Origin of the sequence: Neobacillus sp. GCM10023253, assembly GCF_042653105.1 — a bacterium.
In the GTDB taxonomy this organism is placed as follows: Bacteria; Bacillota; Bacilli; order Bacillales; family Cytobacillaceae; genus Neobacillus; species Neobacillus citreus.
In genome coordinates, this window is sequence record NZ_JBHSHV010000006.1 from 46,388 (window position 1) to 61,639 (window position 15,252).

Consider the following 15,252-nt stretch of genomic DNA (forward strand, 5'->3'; position numbering starts at 1 on the left):
TCGTCTACAAAATTATGCATTTCTCCTAATCCCATAAATATTTATTAAGAAAGAGCAATCATTTCTAGAAAGGAGTGTGGGAAAATGATTATTTATGAGCAGGAAGGTAGCTTTATTATGATAAAACAGGATGACCACGCCAGGATATCAGGCATATTTGCACAGTCCTGGAAAAATGATTATTTTTACGGAGTGGATTTGAAAGATGAAGTGGTTCTAGCCATAAGTGAACACGATCGTGGCTGGATTGAGGCTGACGAATGGCCTTTATGGAATAACGAAAAAGACAAACCATACTCATTTATCGATCACCCCATGAAGTTAAAGACTGCTATTTATAAAAAAGGAATTGATGAAGTAGAATGTATGAGCAAGTATGCCAGTCTTCTTTGTAGTTTGCATTTTGTTTCATTTCTGCAGAACGAGGTAGATCCACTTGCTAAGGAATTTGTTGCCGATGAACGAAAGAGGCTCCACTACCTATTTGATAATTTGGGAATCAAGGGAAATATAGACATGGAAAACCTGTTCATGTATCACCTCAAGATTCTTAAGTTTTGTGATAACCTCTCCCTCTATATCTGCCTGAACGAACCTGGGGTAGAAAAAGCAGATGAGCACCCCTTTTTCCGAAACGGATTTCCGGAAGCGTTTCCATTCGCAAATAACCAGCCCATCCACGCACATTGGACTGATCTGGAAACAGTTGAACTTTCACATTCTCCCCTCTCCAAGCAATTACAGGTTTATTTACCTTTTAAAGAAGTTAACAAAGAAGAAATAATGATAAAGGGTTTGTTGAAAGCCTATGCTGATACACCAGAAACCATTAGAAAAGTTACGTTCTGATGCATAGGGACGGTTCTCATGCCTCATTTGCGCTAGAATGTGAGGCAAAAGAACCGTCCCCATGTTTCATCCGGATGGTGAAGAAAGCAACCTTTTTTCAGAAAAAGATTTTAGCTTTCTTTAACAATTTTGTCTTTTTGAGGACTTTCAAATGAAATAGTAAAAGTGGTGCCTTGGTTCAAGTTACTATTCACATGAATGGATCCCTTATGGTTTTGAATGATCTTATAGCTCACCATTAGCCCTAAGCCATTCCCATCTTGCTTTGTCGTAAAAAAAGGCTCCCCGAGTTTTTTAATCTGTTCTGTCTCCATTCCTATACCTTCATCCTTTATGGTGATTACTATATTTTGCGTTGACCTTTCAAGCAAAATATATATCTTACCTCCTGAAGGCATAGCCTCGATAGAATTCTTTAGTAAATTTAAAAACACTTGTTTTAATTGATTTCTTTCGCCAGAAATGATGACATCCTCTGTGGGAAGTTCGTATTCAATCTCCACATTTTTAAGATTTGCCTCCGGTTCAAGAAATTTAATCACACTGGTTAAAATACTATTAATATTACATTCATTATATTGAACCTGGTGTGGCTTAGCAAAAATCATCAATTCACTAACAATGTAATTAATACGATCAATTTCATCAATAATGGTGTCCGTATAGTAGTAAGGTTCTATTCCATTTTGATTCATTAGTTGTACAAATCCCCTAATGGTTGTTAACGGATTTCGAATTTCGTGGGCTATGCCAGCAGCCAATTCTCCAATCATCGAAAGTTTCTCGGTATTGCGTAGCGTTTCTTCTGAATTCCTTTTTTCAGTAATATCATATTGAATGGAGATATGTTTATAACGCTCTCCATTTGAATCAACAAACGGAATGATCGTTGTATCTAGCCAATATTTTGTCCCATCCTTCGCTTGATTAAGAATTTCGCCCTTCCATACCTTGCCGCTTTGAATGGTCTCCCATATCTCATTGAAGAAATCTGGAGGATGAAAGTTAGAAGAGAATATATCGTGTGTTTTCCCTATTAATTCTTCTTTAGTATATTGATATAAATTACAAAATTTATCATTTGCGTATAAGATATTATCTTCTTGGTCGGATATAGCAAATATGGTCGCTTCATTTAAGGCTCGCTCTAAATCTGCATGCTCTCGAAGTGTCATTTTTAAATCCTCTTTCGACTCATCCAAGGCTATTTTAATGACTGACATCTCCTCAGAGTAAATATTCAAAAGAGTTTTGGAAATTAGCTGGTATAAATATTCAATTATTTTCATCACTTCAAAGTAGTTTTTTATCGGAATCCTCTCTTGAAGTAATTCTTGTTCTAGCAAATCGATAATTGAACAACGAGTTAAGTACAAGAAATGGATCGATTGATCCAAAGAAGCTCTAGATTTTATTAATTGAAGACCAAAGACTTCCACAAATTTAACTAAGTTCATTTTATGTTCTTCTGTCTGGCTAATTAAGAACTCCCCTATATGAATGAATAAGTCTTCTGCTGAATGCCTCGGAAATACCAATTCCTCATATATAGGGTTGAAGAATTCATCTTTTCCAATAGGTGAATCGGTTCTTTGAAAAATATCCACACTCAATTCCTTTATCTTTGAACCAATATACTCGTAATGTTTGCTCATCTTATCCCTCATAAAAAAATAGTATTTATTACCTAATATTAGACAAGATTTTACTAAATTCCTCTTTTTCGAAAAAATTTCGACGGGTGATGGCATTGCTTTTTTAATTTGTGTTTGGTTTATTTTCTTATAATGTTATGACTTTTTGGAAAAATAACATTGAGGTGATGGAAATGGATCTAAATAGGGTCAAGGAAATATTGGCAGCAGAAAATGAAATAGCAGTTCAGTACCATGGTATTCCAGTTTGGATTGAAAGCATTGAAGACACTTCGAGTATGGCGTTAGTCACTCAAAGAGGGACACATGATGAAAAGCGGCTTGTTTCAATTGATGGTTTGGCGGAAAAATAAAAAGACTGATAAGGAAAAGGCTGAATCGTAATGGCGATACAGCCTTTTTATTAGAGGACGGTTTAACTACTTTCGCAGGCCCACGAATTTTTCATGCTCTTCTTTTACAAGAAGAATGAATTGCTCCCGTTCTGAATCCATACTTGTAATCTTTTTAACATTTGTTTCGTTACTTAAAAAGCGCTTTACTTTTCGGTTGTTATAAATAATATATTGGAATCGATAATCTTTCTCTAGCTCTGAAAACCAAGCCTCGTCTTTTAACCGGATGATGTTCTTTTCAAACTTAGCGGTAGGATTGGGGATTAAATGTTCAATAATTTCGCCTGCAATATCTATTAGAAAGTCAATAACGAGAATAACTCACACCCCCATAGATGTTAAAATGGACCTAGATGACATACAAAAAATTAATCTTCCCAATAAAATAAGGCATCGAAAATCTTATACGGTGGATCGCCTAGGAGCGTAGGGATATCCGCTTCAAAAGGCAGCGGTTGGCTAACATAATTACTGTCTAGATCCTTGAAATGGTACCTTGCTAACACACCCCTGATTCCTGCTGCCATCTCTTCCCAGTCTCCTGATGGTAATACATCGACATTTTGACTTGGCAGGAAATCACTGCTTCCTCCTTTGTCGTGTTTAGTAACTCTCCCCTTCCCAATTACAGCAACTGGAGTAAGGCGGCATATATAAATTCTAATTCCATCAATCTCTAATACACCATTTCGTTCTTCAGAAGAGCTTCCATCTTTTTTATAGCAAAAAACCTCTACATAGGAAGCATATCCGCTCCCATAGTGTTCAAATTCAGCTTTATAATCAAGATTTTTGATTGCTGCCAACGATCCAACAACTTTTGAGATATATTCGTCCGCAGCATCATCATCGTATTCTTTGAGGTTATAAGGATAGAAGCCGCCTACTGGCTTTGTTTCAATGATTCTTTTTAACTCTTCATTTGAAAAATACACAGTATCCCCTCCGAATAACCCGACTACTTCCATCCTTCAATATTTTACCATACAAACCAAAAGACCGTACATGCAGCAACATGTCGGTCTGATATTCGGCACTCCTAAAGGACCTTAAAATGATACATGAGAACCGTCCGAGACCACTGAGAAATATAACTTATTTCTGTTTATCATAGACAAAATCGCCTTTGTGTATGGTAAAAACAGTCTTATAAAAGATTCATAAATCGAAATTGTAGGGTAGCAATGGCAAAAATGGTTTTATAAAAGGTTTATAAGACCGTTATTGTTATGAGTAATGGTGAAAATGGTCTTATAAGAGGTTCATAGGACCGTTATTGCTATGGAGCAATGGTGAAAATGGTCTTATAAAAGGTTCATAAGACCGTTATTGCTATGGAGCAATGGTGAAAACGGTCTTATAAAAGGTTCATAAGACCGTTATTGCTATGGAGCAATGGTGAAAACGGTCTTATAAAAGGTTCATAAGACCGTTATTGCTATGGAGCAATGGTGAAAATGGTCTTATAAAAGGTTCATAAGACCGAAGTTGATATGTAGCATGATTGAAATGGTCTTATAAAAGGTTCATAAGACCGTTATTGCTATGGAGCAATGGTGAAAACGGTCTTATAAAAGGTTCATAAGACCGTAATTGGTGTGGAGAATGGTAAAAATGGAATTATAAAAGGTTTATAAGACCGAAAATGTCTTTTATCCGATGTATCAAAGACAAAATCGCCCTTGCGAAAAGTATAAGTCTTTTATCGACTTTCTCAAAGATAAATCTGCCTTAACAGAAGACAAAAATGTCTTTTATCTGTGTGTTTTTCAGCGGTCTAGAACCGTCCCCATGCCTCAAACTGAATGGATCCAATCGGCGATATCTTTGAAAACTTGGCTTTCTACTTTCTGGGCAACCTTGTACTCTTTTTGGACTTTTAGGATATTCCCATAGATGGCTGGCATAAATAGGTGATTTAGGTTTGGGTATAGTTTAAATGTTACATTCGGCTTTTGATCCAATTGCTTTTTGTAAGCTTCAAAATCATCTTCTACGGTTGATTGAACATCTTTTTCTCCTTGCATGATTAAAACCGGTTTATCTAAATCCTTAAGATAATGAATGGATGGGTGTTCACCCATTTCTTTAAGGTAGTAAGCTTTAACGTGTTTGCCTAAAACGGGGGTTGATTTTGCCTCCTCATCTGTTAGGTTGTAAATGTTATCTAACTTGGATGATAAAGCAGTTACCTGCTTCTTTGCAATGAATCTTATAACCCTGTTCAACGACTTTAATGCGAGGTCATTTTGCGTCATCATGATTTCCTCTAATTTTCGCGGTGAACCAGCCATAATAATAATTCCAGCAAAATTTCCGCCTTCCGCGTCAATTCTTGGAGCTAACATCCCGCCCATACTATGTCCGATAATAAAAATTTTGTTTTGATCAATCCGTGGATCGTTTCGTAACAAGTCAGCTGCAAGGATGGCATCTTCAATAGTTTCTTCTTTAACCGACATTCCAGTATCGTTTCTCATCTCTTTACCATATACGAAGGTCCTCTTGTCATAGCGAATGACCGCGATTCCTCTTTCCGACAAACCTTCGGCAAATTCTTTAAAAATAAAATTATTTCCTACTTTCCCGTCCATATTACTTGGCCCGGAACCGTGAACCAAGATCACCGCTGGAATGGTACCATTCCTCTCTTCAGGAATGCTCAACATCCCATTAAGCGGGTACTTTGTTCCTGCGCCAACCACAATTTTTTCTTCAACCATTTTATGTCCCCCCACTATTTATCTCAATATAATCACTTGGCATTTTTGTTTTAAAAGGTAGTTAGTTTGGCCCACCGTATGATACAGGATTATTTTACCATAAAATTAAGAATTTGTTAGATTGTTAGAAGAAATAAACAAGGACTTGTACGGCATGCGAGGTATTCGAACTTAAGTTGTAATTTGCTGCCAAATTCCTTTATATGTACTTTTTTTATATCCATTTCTCAAAGGTGTGCTTATATAAAAAATATATACAATATTTTCCTAATAATTTATAATTTTCCTAATAGATTTGGAATTTATTTTTTAAAACTAAAAGGAGAATAAAAAACACATGTCTATTTCATTGAGACCAATAACTAACGAAAATTGGGAGGATTCCATTCAATTGCAGGTTGCCCCCCATCAGCAGACTTTTATTGCTTCAAATTTATATTCGCTGGCAGAGTCTAAATTTGAGCAATCCTTTGTTCCGATGGGAATTTATTTAGATGTTAGAATGATAGGATTTCTGATGTACGGCAAGGACCCGGAGGATGGAACCTATTGGATTATTCGCTTTATGATTGACCAGTCCTTCCAAGGAAAGGGCTATGGCCGAGCAGCTTTGTCGCAAGCCATCACCTTTCTGGTAAAGCTCGATGACTGCAGCGACTCCATCATCCTTGGCGTAAAAGAAGAAAATACAGACGCCAATCGATTTTACCAAGCATTCGGATTTCGTGACACTGGGCGTAGGGAACATGGAGAAATATTGTTAGAATTTGTGAGGTGAGGCATGGGGACGGTTCTGCTTGCATATAAAAGCCAGGAGACCTGTCCCCTGGCTTATCCTTCATCCATATGCATTAAAGTCCTAAAGCTGTCCAACCTCCGTCAGCTTTTAAGGTTTCACCTGTAATATAAGATGAAGCATCAGAGGCTAAGAAAATAGCCGAACCTATTAATTCATCAGGCATTCCTAATCGATTTAGTGGTGTTCTTGCCTCAATCCTTTGGGCAAACTCACTTCGTTGCTCCTTAATGGCCTTTACCAAAGGGGTTTCAATATATGCAGGTGCAATCCCATTTACCCTTATGCCATGAGGAGCCCACTCCACCGCCAATACTTTGGTCAGCATATTCACTCCACCCTTACTAGCACAATAAGCTATTGACCCGGTAAGTGCCGTTTCCCCTCCAATGGAAGAAACATTTATGATGGTTCCTTTCTTTTGCTTAATCATTTGACGGCCGACTGCCTGGGCGAATAGAAATACACCCGTTAAGTTAACACCGATCACCTTATTCCAATCATGTAGGTCGTATTCCTCTGCCGGCCTTTTCACCGTTATTCCAGCATTGTTTATGAGAACGTCAATTTGATGGAATTTATTAACTGCATCATCTACTACATTTTGAATGTCATTAGGATTTGAAACATCACACGGAATAACTAAGGCCTCTACTCCTTTTTGTTCAATTTCTTTGGCAACTTCATCCAACTCAACTTTTGTGCGGCTGCAGAGAACAACGTGGCTCCCAGCTTCAGCCAAACCTACAGCTATTGCTTTACCAATCCCTTTACTAGCTCCTGTAACAATACTTACTTTTCCAGTTAAATCAAATAACATGTAAATTTCCTACTTCCGATTTTTTATTAATCTAGTACAACCTGATTGGAAATTATGGTTCTATGAATCTGGTTCCCCTGCATAAAATTTTTAATGTTATTCTTTATTCGACTCATGTTATAGAAATCCTTTTACATTAGGCTATGTTAATATCCGTTTTTAATTTTTTTACTACTTTGAAAAAAATTAAAGATTCCACAGTTTCTAGAAGCCTCCAGAACCTTCCGCCTGACCTATCACGAAGCCATTAGAACTGCTCCCCTGGCTCTGCCACATCAAATCTAAGACCGATTCCTCCTTCACCATGCCCAACGCTTTTGCGGCGTCCAATCCAGAGGTAGGGCTCGCCGTTTATCCATCGGGCATATTGGTATGCCCTACTAACCTTGATTCCTTCTCGTGGAACCTCTTCCTCCTTGATAATCAGCGGATCGGCGGCAAGTATCTTACCGATTGGCTGGATTAGTTGGCCACTTTCGGGATGGAGGACTGTACCGCGCTTAAGGCCAATCGTTCTGGCTTCCTCGGTAGATCCTGGCGGTCGAACTGGAACGAATGGCACCCAATGATCTGGTACAACCGTACTTACCCGATACTCCAACGGACCGGAACGAGTTGCAGTCACACCAGAAGACTTGATCTCCTTTTGCATCTCCTTCCGGCGGAGCACGTCCTGGTAGTCCTCGTGTCGATTAAGCGGCAGACCTGCAGGACTTTCAACGACCATCTCGACTCCCCAAGCCATGTTAGCAGTCTCATCCCTTAACAGATGCACCTCTTCCAACGGGGAACCCTCAAGGCTTGGTCCAAGCACTGGAGGCAGGAAGAATAGATTAAGAGGATCATTAGGAACCGACAAATTGCTGCGAGTATCCTGTGAGAGCTGGAACATGCGCCAAGGCTTGCCAGCAGGTTCGGTTTTGCTGACCGGGTCAATCCGTACCTCTTCACCGAACGTATTCCAAACTCGAAGAGAGGAGATCTGACAGATGGAGCCAACGTCTAAATCCATTGGAATCAAGAAGAAATCGTTACTATAGACCAACATGAACTCCATCATGAGCATCCGCACGAGATCATCAGGAGGACTGTCAATCGCGCCGATATTAACATTGGCATTCTCGAATTCCCACCAACGGGAAGACGGCATCCCAGGGAAGCTTACCTGAGTAGGCAGAACCGACTTATTGATCGTTTTGACGGATGGTGACCATCCTGTGACGGACAAGTATGTTTGATGATCAACGGAGAATGAATACCAGTCAAGGTGCCCTCCCTGGTATTCCGGTGCTACAATAACAAGCTGGCCGTTCGGAACCCCTGGTGAAGCGGATACTGCCGCTGCAGTGGCAAAGTCGTATTCCATTCTCTCCTCTTTCCACGTATCAGCAGGCTGGAATGGATCTGGCCGGCTGACTAAAGATTCATACCAAGAAAGCCATTCCGTTGCCAGCTTTATCACCTGTGCCTGGTCTGCTGGATCGATAAGTGGCTGAGCAGGAAGCTTCTTCAGGATTCCCGTACTGGTATCCATCCCTTTTTTCATATCTGTGTATAACCTGCTGCCGTTGACCGTACGCCTTGCGAACACATCATGATAGCGGATGCTGTCCGCATCCATTTCCTGACGCTGTTCTGTGGTCAAGGGATCGATAGGATATGCATCGAGATACTTCGTTCGGTATTTCATACCCAGTGTAACGCCAAGCAAGCGTATAAAATGAAGGCCTGATTCAACCTGATTTCGGAAGTGATCAGTTGATGCGACAGAGCCCTTCTCTCGCTCCACCATTGTCTCTAGTGGCAGGAGCGTACTGTCGTAAGGACTCGCATCAGTTTTAATTGGAAGCCGCTGCGGTCTTCCTGGAGAAAACAGGCTTAACTGGCTTTGCTCGGCCTGCAACTGAACAGCCACCGGTGAGCCGTTATCCTCACCTTGAAATTCGCCAAACTGCCACTGGCGGGCCAGCATCCACAAGGGATCGTAAACCCTGGCCTGCAAACTTGCCTGTATAGCTTCACTACGGGACCGCGGTTCTAGACGGGTCCAAGTTGTAATTGAAGGCATCTTATTCTCCTCTCACTTCCTTTTTTTGGTAAATACTCAAGACTTTCCTTTTGCCAAATCATACAAATTCATGCCGATCGTCTCGTTCGCGGAGTTAAATGCAAAGTAAAGTGCCGGCAGATATTGTCCTAAATCACCCAAGGCAGCTGAATCCACAGCCCGCAGTTTGCTAAGCTCAAGTGTCTCTAGCAAAATGGCTTCGAGCGTATTTTCATCCCAAGGACGATTCACGTCCGGCGCCACTGCAAGCAGGATGGCCTGGGGTGCAACCGCACCTGGAGCATCATAATGGAAGGCGACCGCCGTTGTTTCCCTTTTATTAGGAAACACTTCAACTATCTCGTCAATCACCAAACCTGATACCCAATCGTTTCTGTTAAATCCACCTGGGCGATGAGCGACAAGGGACAATTGCCCACCACGTTTTTCGCCCTGGGCACTCTTTTCTCCGACCCATTTATCACCGGGCTGATAAGGCAACTGAGCGACATCGAAGGAGATTCCTTCCCTGCCGCCACTAGCAGCTTCCGCATAAAGCAGCAACATCTCCAGATTTCCAACTTCCTTGCGTACCTTGGCAATTCGTTGAAACCATGGGGTTACCTCTTGAATCCCCAATTTGTCATCGAATGATTTTTTGAGAAGGGCAGCGTTTTTTGGCTTTAATTTTGGAAGAACCCGAAAGTCTGCGCCATAAATGGCTTGCAGCCGCTTCCGGTCATGTTCTACTCTTTCGGCCCTCGAGGCCTTATCGCGGTCGAATTCAGCCTCTAGGTTTGTCAACTGATCGATCAGTTGGGACAGACCATTTACGAGCCATGTTGCTTGCTGTTGAAGCTGATTTATCTTTTCATCAACTGTTCCCCTTGCAGACATAGGAACCGCATCCCCTATGCAGTAGGAAAGCTGAATGAGCGCTTGATACAAATCCACAAATAGCGGATGACCCGTGGTCAAATCCCCTAACAGTTGCACGCGATTCTGCAATTCGGTTACAGCTTGGTCCGCTCTTTTCTTTAAATCGGCTAAATCCATTTCATTGGCCTGATCAACATCTGCACGAACCGCTTCAAGAGGTTCAAGCAAATCGCTATGTTCCAGTTCACGGGCCGAGGTAATAACAGCACGGGCTGAACGAACTATCTCGAAGAGCTCAGGGAAACTGAGCTTATCTGCTCCCCAACTGCCGTCACGGTCAAGTAGCAACGTCACAAGCATGCCTGGACGCATCTGTTCTGCTAATAACAGAGTCCGTTGTTCAATCTCCGATGCAGAGGCCCTGTAGTCTTGAGACCCGAAAACCGGTTCAGGCTTCTGAGGAGTAGCGGTATATAGAACATCCAGCGGCGACAAACGCAACTGCTTCAACGTAATGGTAGCTTCCTCAAATGTACCGGTTTTTGGATCCTCAAATAGTACCCTGCAAATCACCTGGGATGGGTCGCCAAATAATCTGGCCGCCCAGGCATTCAAAGCCGGCTCGGCTTTCGCGCGCATCTGTCTATCCTCATCAAAATCCCAACTTTGCAAATACTTATCGTCTGTATGAACGTCGCCCAACATCACCATTACCCGATGCGTAACACCAATCCCGCTACGTGCACTTTGTACCACCTCCGGCTCAGGCGGCAGCAGCTCCCCTCTCGATATGCCCTCAAGACTGGCAGCTGCACGAGTAGGGTTTCCTTGAACAGTTTGGTAAACGCTCTCTGCTAAAGCTAGATCACTTAAAGCGTCTACTAAATCGGCGATTTTTTTAATCTCTTTCTCCAGCGCAGCATGATTGGAAGTTCCACGCGCAGGCAGCATTGTTCCTGGAACATCAAATGGCAGGGTGTCTATGTCCCAAATTCCGTTTTCCATTCCCTTTTGCCAACGCCGCAGCAGTGCAAGACCGTCCACAACACTAGTTGCAGCAGTAACCTCCACATCCCCGGTTTTGGGAATCAGTTTATTAGCTGTCAAAGGAGCAAGATTACGCAAGACCTTAATGTATTTATTCAACTGGCCTGGTGAACACTCCTCCAATCCTCGTTCAAAGCGGTAGCCAAGAAGTGCTCCCATTGGCTGGCCTTGACGGATGCCATCAAGAAGCCATAGTGCTAGCCGTACGCGCTCGGACGAAAGATCTACTGCAAGCAGATCTCCATTTCCTGTGCCGGAGTGGGCAAGATAACCGCTGCGCAGGATGGCCGCTGTGACAGCATGTGCCGGCGATGGAGCATGAATAAAGCCATTGCTGGCCGAACCCTGCGATGGTTGCAAATTCTCAACCCAGCCGTAACCACCTGTATAGATGCCCTGAGGCTTTTTCCTGCGAAGCACGCTAAGACGTTCAGATGCACAAGCTGTTATCCAGGCATCCAACCTATGCGAACTGAGATCGAGACTTTCCTTCAAAAGCTCTTCCAACACGTCCACAGACTGCACGGCCAAATATTGAAGTTTCTTCCGCTGCTCGACAATGGCAGCAATATCCGGATGAGCAGGTTCGTTGTAGCTAAGCTTGTGCAAATAGTCCGCTATCTTTATGCGCGGTTCAGGCGGTGACGGTTTTTGAAGCCAGCGCAGCGGAGTCATCGTGGTCCGTTCAGGGATGTCGATCAACTCAGGTTCCTTCATCTGCTCCTTTTTGACGAAGCCCGCTCTTATTGCAGCGAACGCATACTCCCAAAGCATAGAATGCTTTAATAGTAGATATAACAAGGTACGATGAGGCTTAGAATTATTTAGTGTCAATGGATCGAGTTCGGCAATTTCGGCGATATAATTGGGATTAACTTGGCCTTCCCCCGATATTCCTTCTTGAACAAGGGCTGCTTGAAGCTGTGCGGCCTCGTTTTCTAACACCATTTCCACCAGCCTCGGCTTCCCTTCTAAGCCAACAAGCTTGAGCCCTGTCTCGGCCGCTGCCAGATGGTTCTTCCACCAGACATCGTCAAGAGGCCTCTGCATAAATTTCCACAGTTCATTTGTATAAAGTGGACCCATAACCGGACGGACTGTATAGCTCCCAGAAACTCCGTCCATACCGAGCATCTCTACCAGGTCCTTATTACCGCTTATGTTCCTGCCATAGTAAGGCACGTTCGTCAGCGATCGACGCCAGATGCTGCGCAAACCACTTAGCAGGTTTGCACGTCCGCTTGCCGTACCAAGGTGGACACGGCTGCTTCTGCCCACATCGGCAAGGGCTAAAGCCAAACTGCCCCCTTTTTGGTTGGCCGGCCCGTTAGCCAGAAGGCGAACGGCCCATTCATTAATGGCACCACTCTCCCGGTCAAAACCGCGTAATTGATGAAGATAAGAGACAGTGCTGGCATCGGATTCTGCCAAATAAACGACGTTCACTTCCGGTATGACTCCTGCTTGATTTACGTTGATGCTGAGTCCCTTTACTTGCCCGGTTGGCCAATCAGGGATAATCTGCTGGTTCGTCCACCGGGAAACCACTCCATTGTCCGTTAAATCCCAACCTATTTGGCATTGGGCTGGCCCGCTTCCATCGGCAGGAGCGGTCACGATGATCAGCTCCGGACGACCGTTTTGGTCGAGATCAGCAATAGCTGCAGCAATGTGAACACTATTGCTTGTGATTGGTATCTTGATTGACATCACGTTGCTCCAACTGGCCGGCTTGCCGCTTTGATCCAATTCCCAGCCAATACAGTAAGATGCATTCCTGATTCCTCTCGAAACTGTTACCCGCAAGATAAACAAATCAGGCTGGCCTGTTCCATTTAGATCGGCACATACTACAGCACTGGCAACCACGTCTCCTGCCGGACCGTTTGGTACCGTCAGAGCATTGCTCCAACTTTTTGCAATCCCCTGTTCATTGACCTGCCAGCCAATCTGATATGCTTCATTACGTCCTAGAATTGTTTGAACAGAAGCAAATAGAATAAGATCAGATAGACCGGTTCCCATCACATTGGCTGCCGTAAGTGCCAATACAGGCCTAACATTGCTGTTAAGGGTAGTTCGAGAAAAAATGGAAGACAGATTAACGGGAATTTTATACTGATCCGACCAGTGACTGGCGCCGCGGTCCAGCGTTACATTCCATCCGATGCGAGACAACAGCTGCAGTTGTCCCTCCGGAACGTGAACCATAAGGAGATCCGGCTCAAATAGTGGCCTGTACTTATCAAGCGAGGTGACAGGAAGCAGTCCATAAGGTTGATTCCCTACTCGGAGTGCTGGGAGCGGACCACGCGCCCTGACGTAATCAGCAAACCAGGAGCGCCACCGTTCAAGATCATTCTCCATTTCGATTCCATCCATCATCTGGAACAGAAAATAGCCCCAAGTAGCCGGCCAAAGCACATGATTGATGATTTTTGCGTCAATCTGATCCACTCCGTTTGCATATGGCACATGCTGAAATGTCGCATCCGGAATGCCAAAAGCGGAAGCCGCTAACGAACCATTTGCCTCCGGCACTAACGAGGTGTTGAATTCCACCGCAAAGCTATTCCAATGTCCGGTATCCTGCTCGCCATAACCAGACTGAACCTCTTCTGTATTATTCGATGGGGTGCCAGTCGGAATAAATCCCAAACCGTGGGTGTAATGATGGGCATCCATCAGAGCGGCCAAATCACTTGCAGATTCCTGTTCATTCAGCGAAACCTTTACGCCCAACACTACGAGCCGGTCAATTCCTGACAACAGCTCCGTTGTCAGGCGAATACGCAGCGCCATGCCGATCCTGACGGCTTGCTCAAAGTCTGCCATCCACAAGATGCCTTCGTCCAGAAATAGTCCGCTATTTCCAAGCTGCTTGCCTGAATCCGAGGATGGAGAAGTCGCTATGGTATCGATAATGGGGTTGCTCCGGGCTACCACCGCTTTCTTTTCTCCCTTGTATAAAAATACTGTCCACCTGTCGGGCAATAAAGCAGCTTTGGCAGCAGCACTCCCCCAGGCAGAGGCTGCAGGTTCACCGGGCCCGTTTCCATCTAGTCTGGTTTTCTCTTTAATCCAAGCTGCCCGCTCTCCTCCAAATCGCTGAGCAAGTTCGGCCCATGCCTGCTTTGTCTCTTCCTCGCTTTCGGCTTCGTCTGCCTTTTTCCAAAACGCTTGACCCCAGTTTATTTCAATCGGTGTCAGTTCGCGGCGAAGGCTGTCCTGACCGATATCATCCGGGTAGAGACGCACGAGCAAGTCAGTGCCGTCTACGGTGATGACGAATCGTGTCTCAATCCGTACGGGAAACAATGCGATTGGCAGGTCTGCTTTTAATTGCCGCAACAATTGTTCCAACTTGTCATGATAGCGCTGGATGGCAGCCTTTTCAGCCTCAATGCGTCCCTGTGCATCAGAAAGCTTTTGCTGCAGTTGTTTCAGCTTTAGTGTGGTTGAAGCTTCTGCCATTCGGGTTGCCTTTACCTCTGCTTCAGCAACAGGAATCTGCCCCAAAAGCAGTGAGAGCAAGTCTATTTGCTGTTTAGTATTCGCTGCTTTCTGTGCAGCCGCAGCAGCCTGAGCCTGCAGCTCCTTCAGTTTTTTTTCCAGTTCCATAAGCTGTATTAGCTGTTGCTGGCGAAAAATGGGGGGCAATCTGTTGACAACCGCTCTTCTATTGGCCAGCTCAGCTGTAGCAGCCTTAACGGCTGCAGCCAATCGATCTGCCTCCGCCTGCTCTGCCTGAAAGCGGGTTTGCAAGGAAGGCAGCAAACTTGTTTGTTTTATCAAATCATCAAGACGCAGCTGCTTATCCTCAGCGGCCTTTTTTGCCGCATCAGCTTCCTTTTCCGCAAGCTTGACTGGCTCCTTTAGCTTTGCCACTTCTTCAGCCGCGGCACCCGCGGATTTTCGCGCGAGAAGCAATTCTTCTCGTAAGACTTGTAATTCACTATTCGGCATAAAAACCTCCTGTGGTAAACCATTGGAATAGTTGATTTTTACAGCGAGCCGCTGCTATGTCTCAAAGGAAATAAT

The 15,252-nt window shown here is 43.8% G+C and carries 9 protein-coding genes; 3 read left to right on the forward strand and 6 right to left on the reverse strand.

Annotated features, from left to right (window positions below):
• Positions 1-84 precede the first annotated feature (84 nt).
• The gene (locus tag ACFPA1_RS07700) at positions 85-849 is read left to right on the forward strand and encodes a DUF3891 family protein (RefSeq protein WP_378581923.1); all 765 of its coding nucleotides are present in this window, start codon (positions 85-87) and stop codon (positions 847-849) included.
• Positions 850-959: 110 nt separating this feature from the next.
• Here the strand turns inward: ACFPA1_RS07700 and ACFPA1_RS07705 are convergent, their stop codons facing one another.
• On the reverse strand, positions 960-2,504 hold the full coding sequence (locus tag ACFPA1_RS07705; protein ID WP_378581924.1) for an ATP-binding protein: 1,545 nt from the start codon (positions 2,502-2,504) through the stop codon (positions 960-962).
• 173 nt (positions 2,505-2,677) lie between these two features.
• On the opposite strand from ACFPA1_RS07705, the gene ACFPA1_RS07710 reads away from it, so the two are divergent.
• On the forward strand, positions 2,678-2,857 hold the full coding sequence (locus tag ACFPA1_RS07710) for a small, acid-soluble spore protein, H family (RefSeq protein WP_213146075.1): 180 nt from the start codon (positions 2,678-2,680) through the stop codon (positions 2,855-2,857).
• 410 nt (positions 2,858-3,267) lie between these two features.
• Here ACFPA1_RS07710 and ACFPA1_RS07715 read toward each other — a convergent pair whose 3' ends face one another.
• On the reverse strand, positions 3,268-3,834 hold the full coding sequence (locus ACFPA1_RS07715) for a hypothetical protein (RefSeq protein WP_378581925.1): 567 nt from the start codon (positions 3,832-3,834) through the stop codon (positions 3,268-3,270).
• 861 nt (positions 3,835-4,695) lie between these two features.
• The gene (locus tag ACFPA1_RS07720; protein WP_378581926.1) at positions 4,696-5,622 is read right to left on the reverse strand and encodes an alpha/beta hydrolase family protein; all 927 of its coding nucleotides are present in this window, start codon (positions 5,620-5,622) and stop codon (positions 4,696-4,698) included.
• Positions 5,623-5,959: 337 nt separating this feature from the next.
• On the opposite strand from ACFPA1_RS07720, the gene ACFPA1_RS07725 reads away from it, so the two are divergent.
• The gene (locus ACFPA1_RS07725) at positions 5,960-6,400 is read left to right on the forward strand and encodes a GNAT family N-acetyltransferase (protein ID WP_378581927.1); all 441 of its coding nucleotides are present in this window, start codon (positions 5,960-5,962) and stop codon (positions 6,398-6,400) included.
• Between the two features lie 73 nt (positions 6,401-6,473).
• On the opposite strand, the gene ACFPA1_RS07730 is transcribed toward ACFPA1_RS07725, so the two are convergent.
• The 3 genes from ACFPA1_RS07730 to ACFPA1_RS07740 form a co-directional block, all read right to left on the reverse strand.
• On the reverse strand, positions 6,474-7,238 hold the full coding sequence (locus tag ACFPA1_RS07730) for an SDR family NAD(P)-dependent oxidoreductase (RefSeq protein ID WP_378581928.1): 765 nt from the start codon (positions 7,236-7,238) through the stop codon (positions 6,474-6,476).
• 247 nt (positions 7,239-7,485) lie between these two features.
• Positions 7,486-9,216 carry a hypothetical protein gene (locus tag ACFPA1_RS07735; RefSeq protein ID WP_378581929.1) on the reverse strand — a complete coding sequence of 577 codons (1,731 nt, stop codon included), beginning with the start codon at positions 9,214-9,216 and terminating at the stop codon, positions 7,486-7,488.
• 126 nt (positions 9,217-9,342) lie between these two features.
• A complete protein-coding gene (locus tag ACFPA1_RS07740) occupies positions 9,343-15,177 on the reverse strand; it encodes a hypothetical protein (RefSeq protein WP_378581930.1) in 5,835 nt (1,944 codons plus the stop codon).
• Positions 15,178-15,252: the final 75 nt, after the last annotated feature.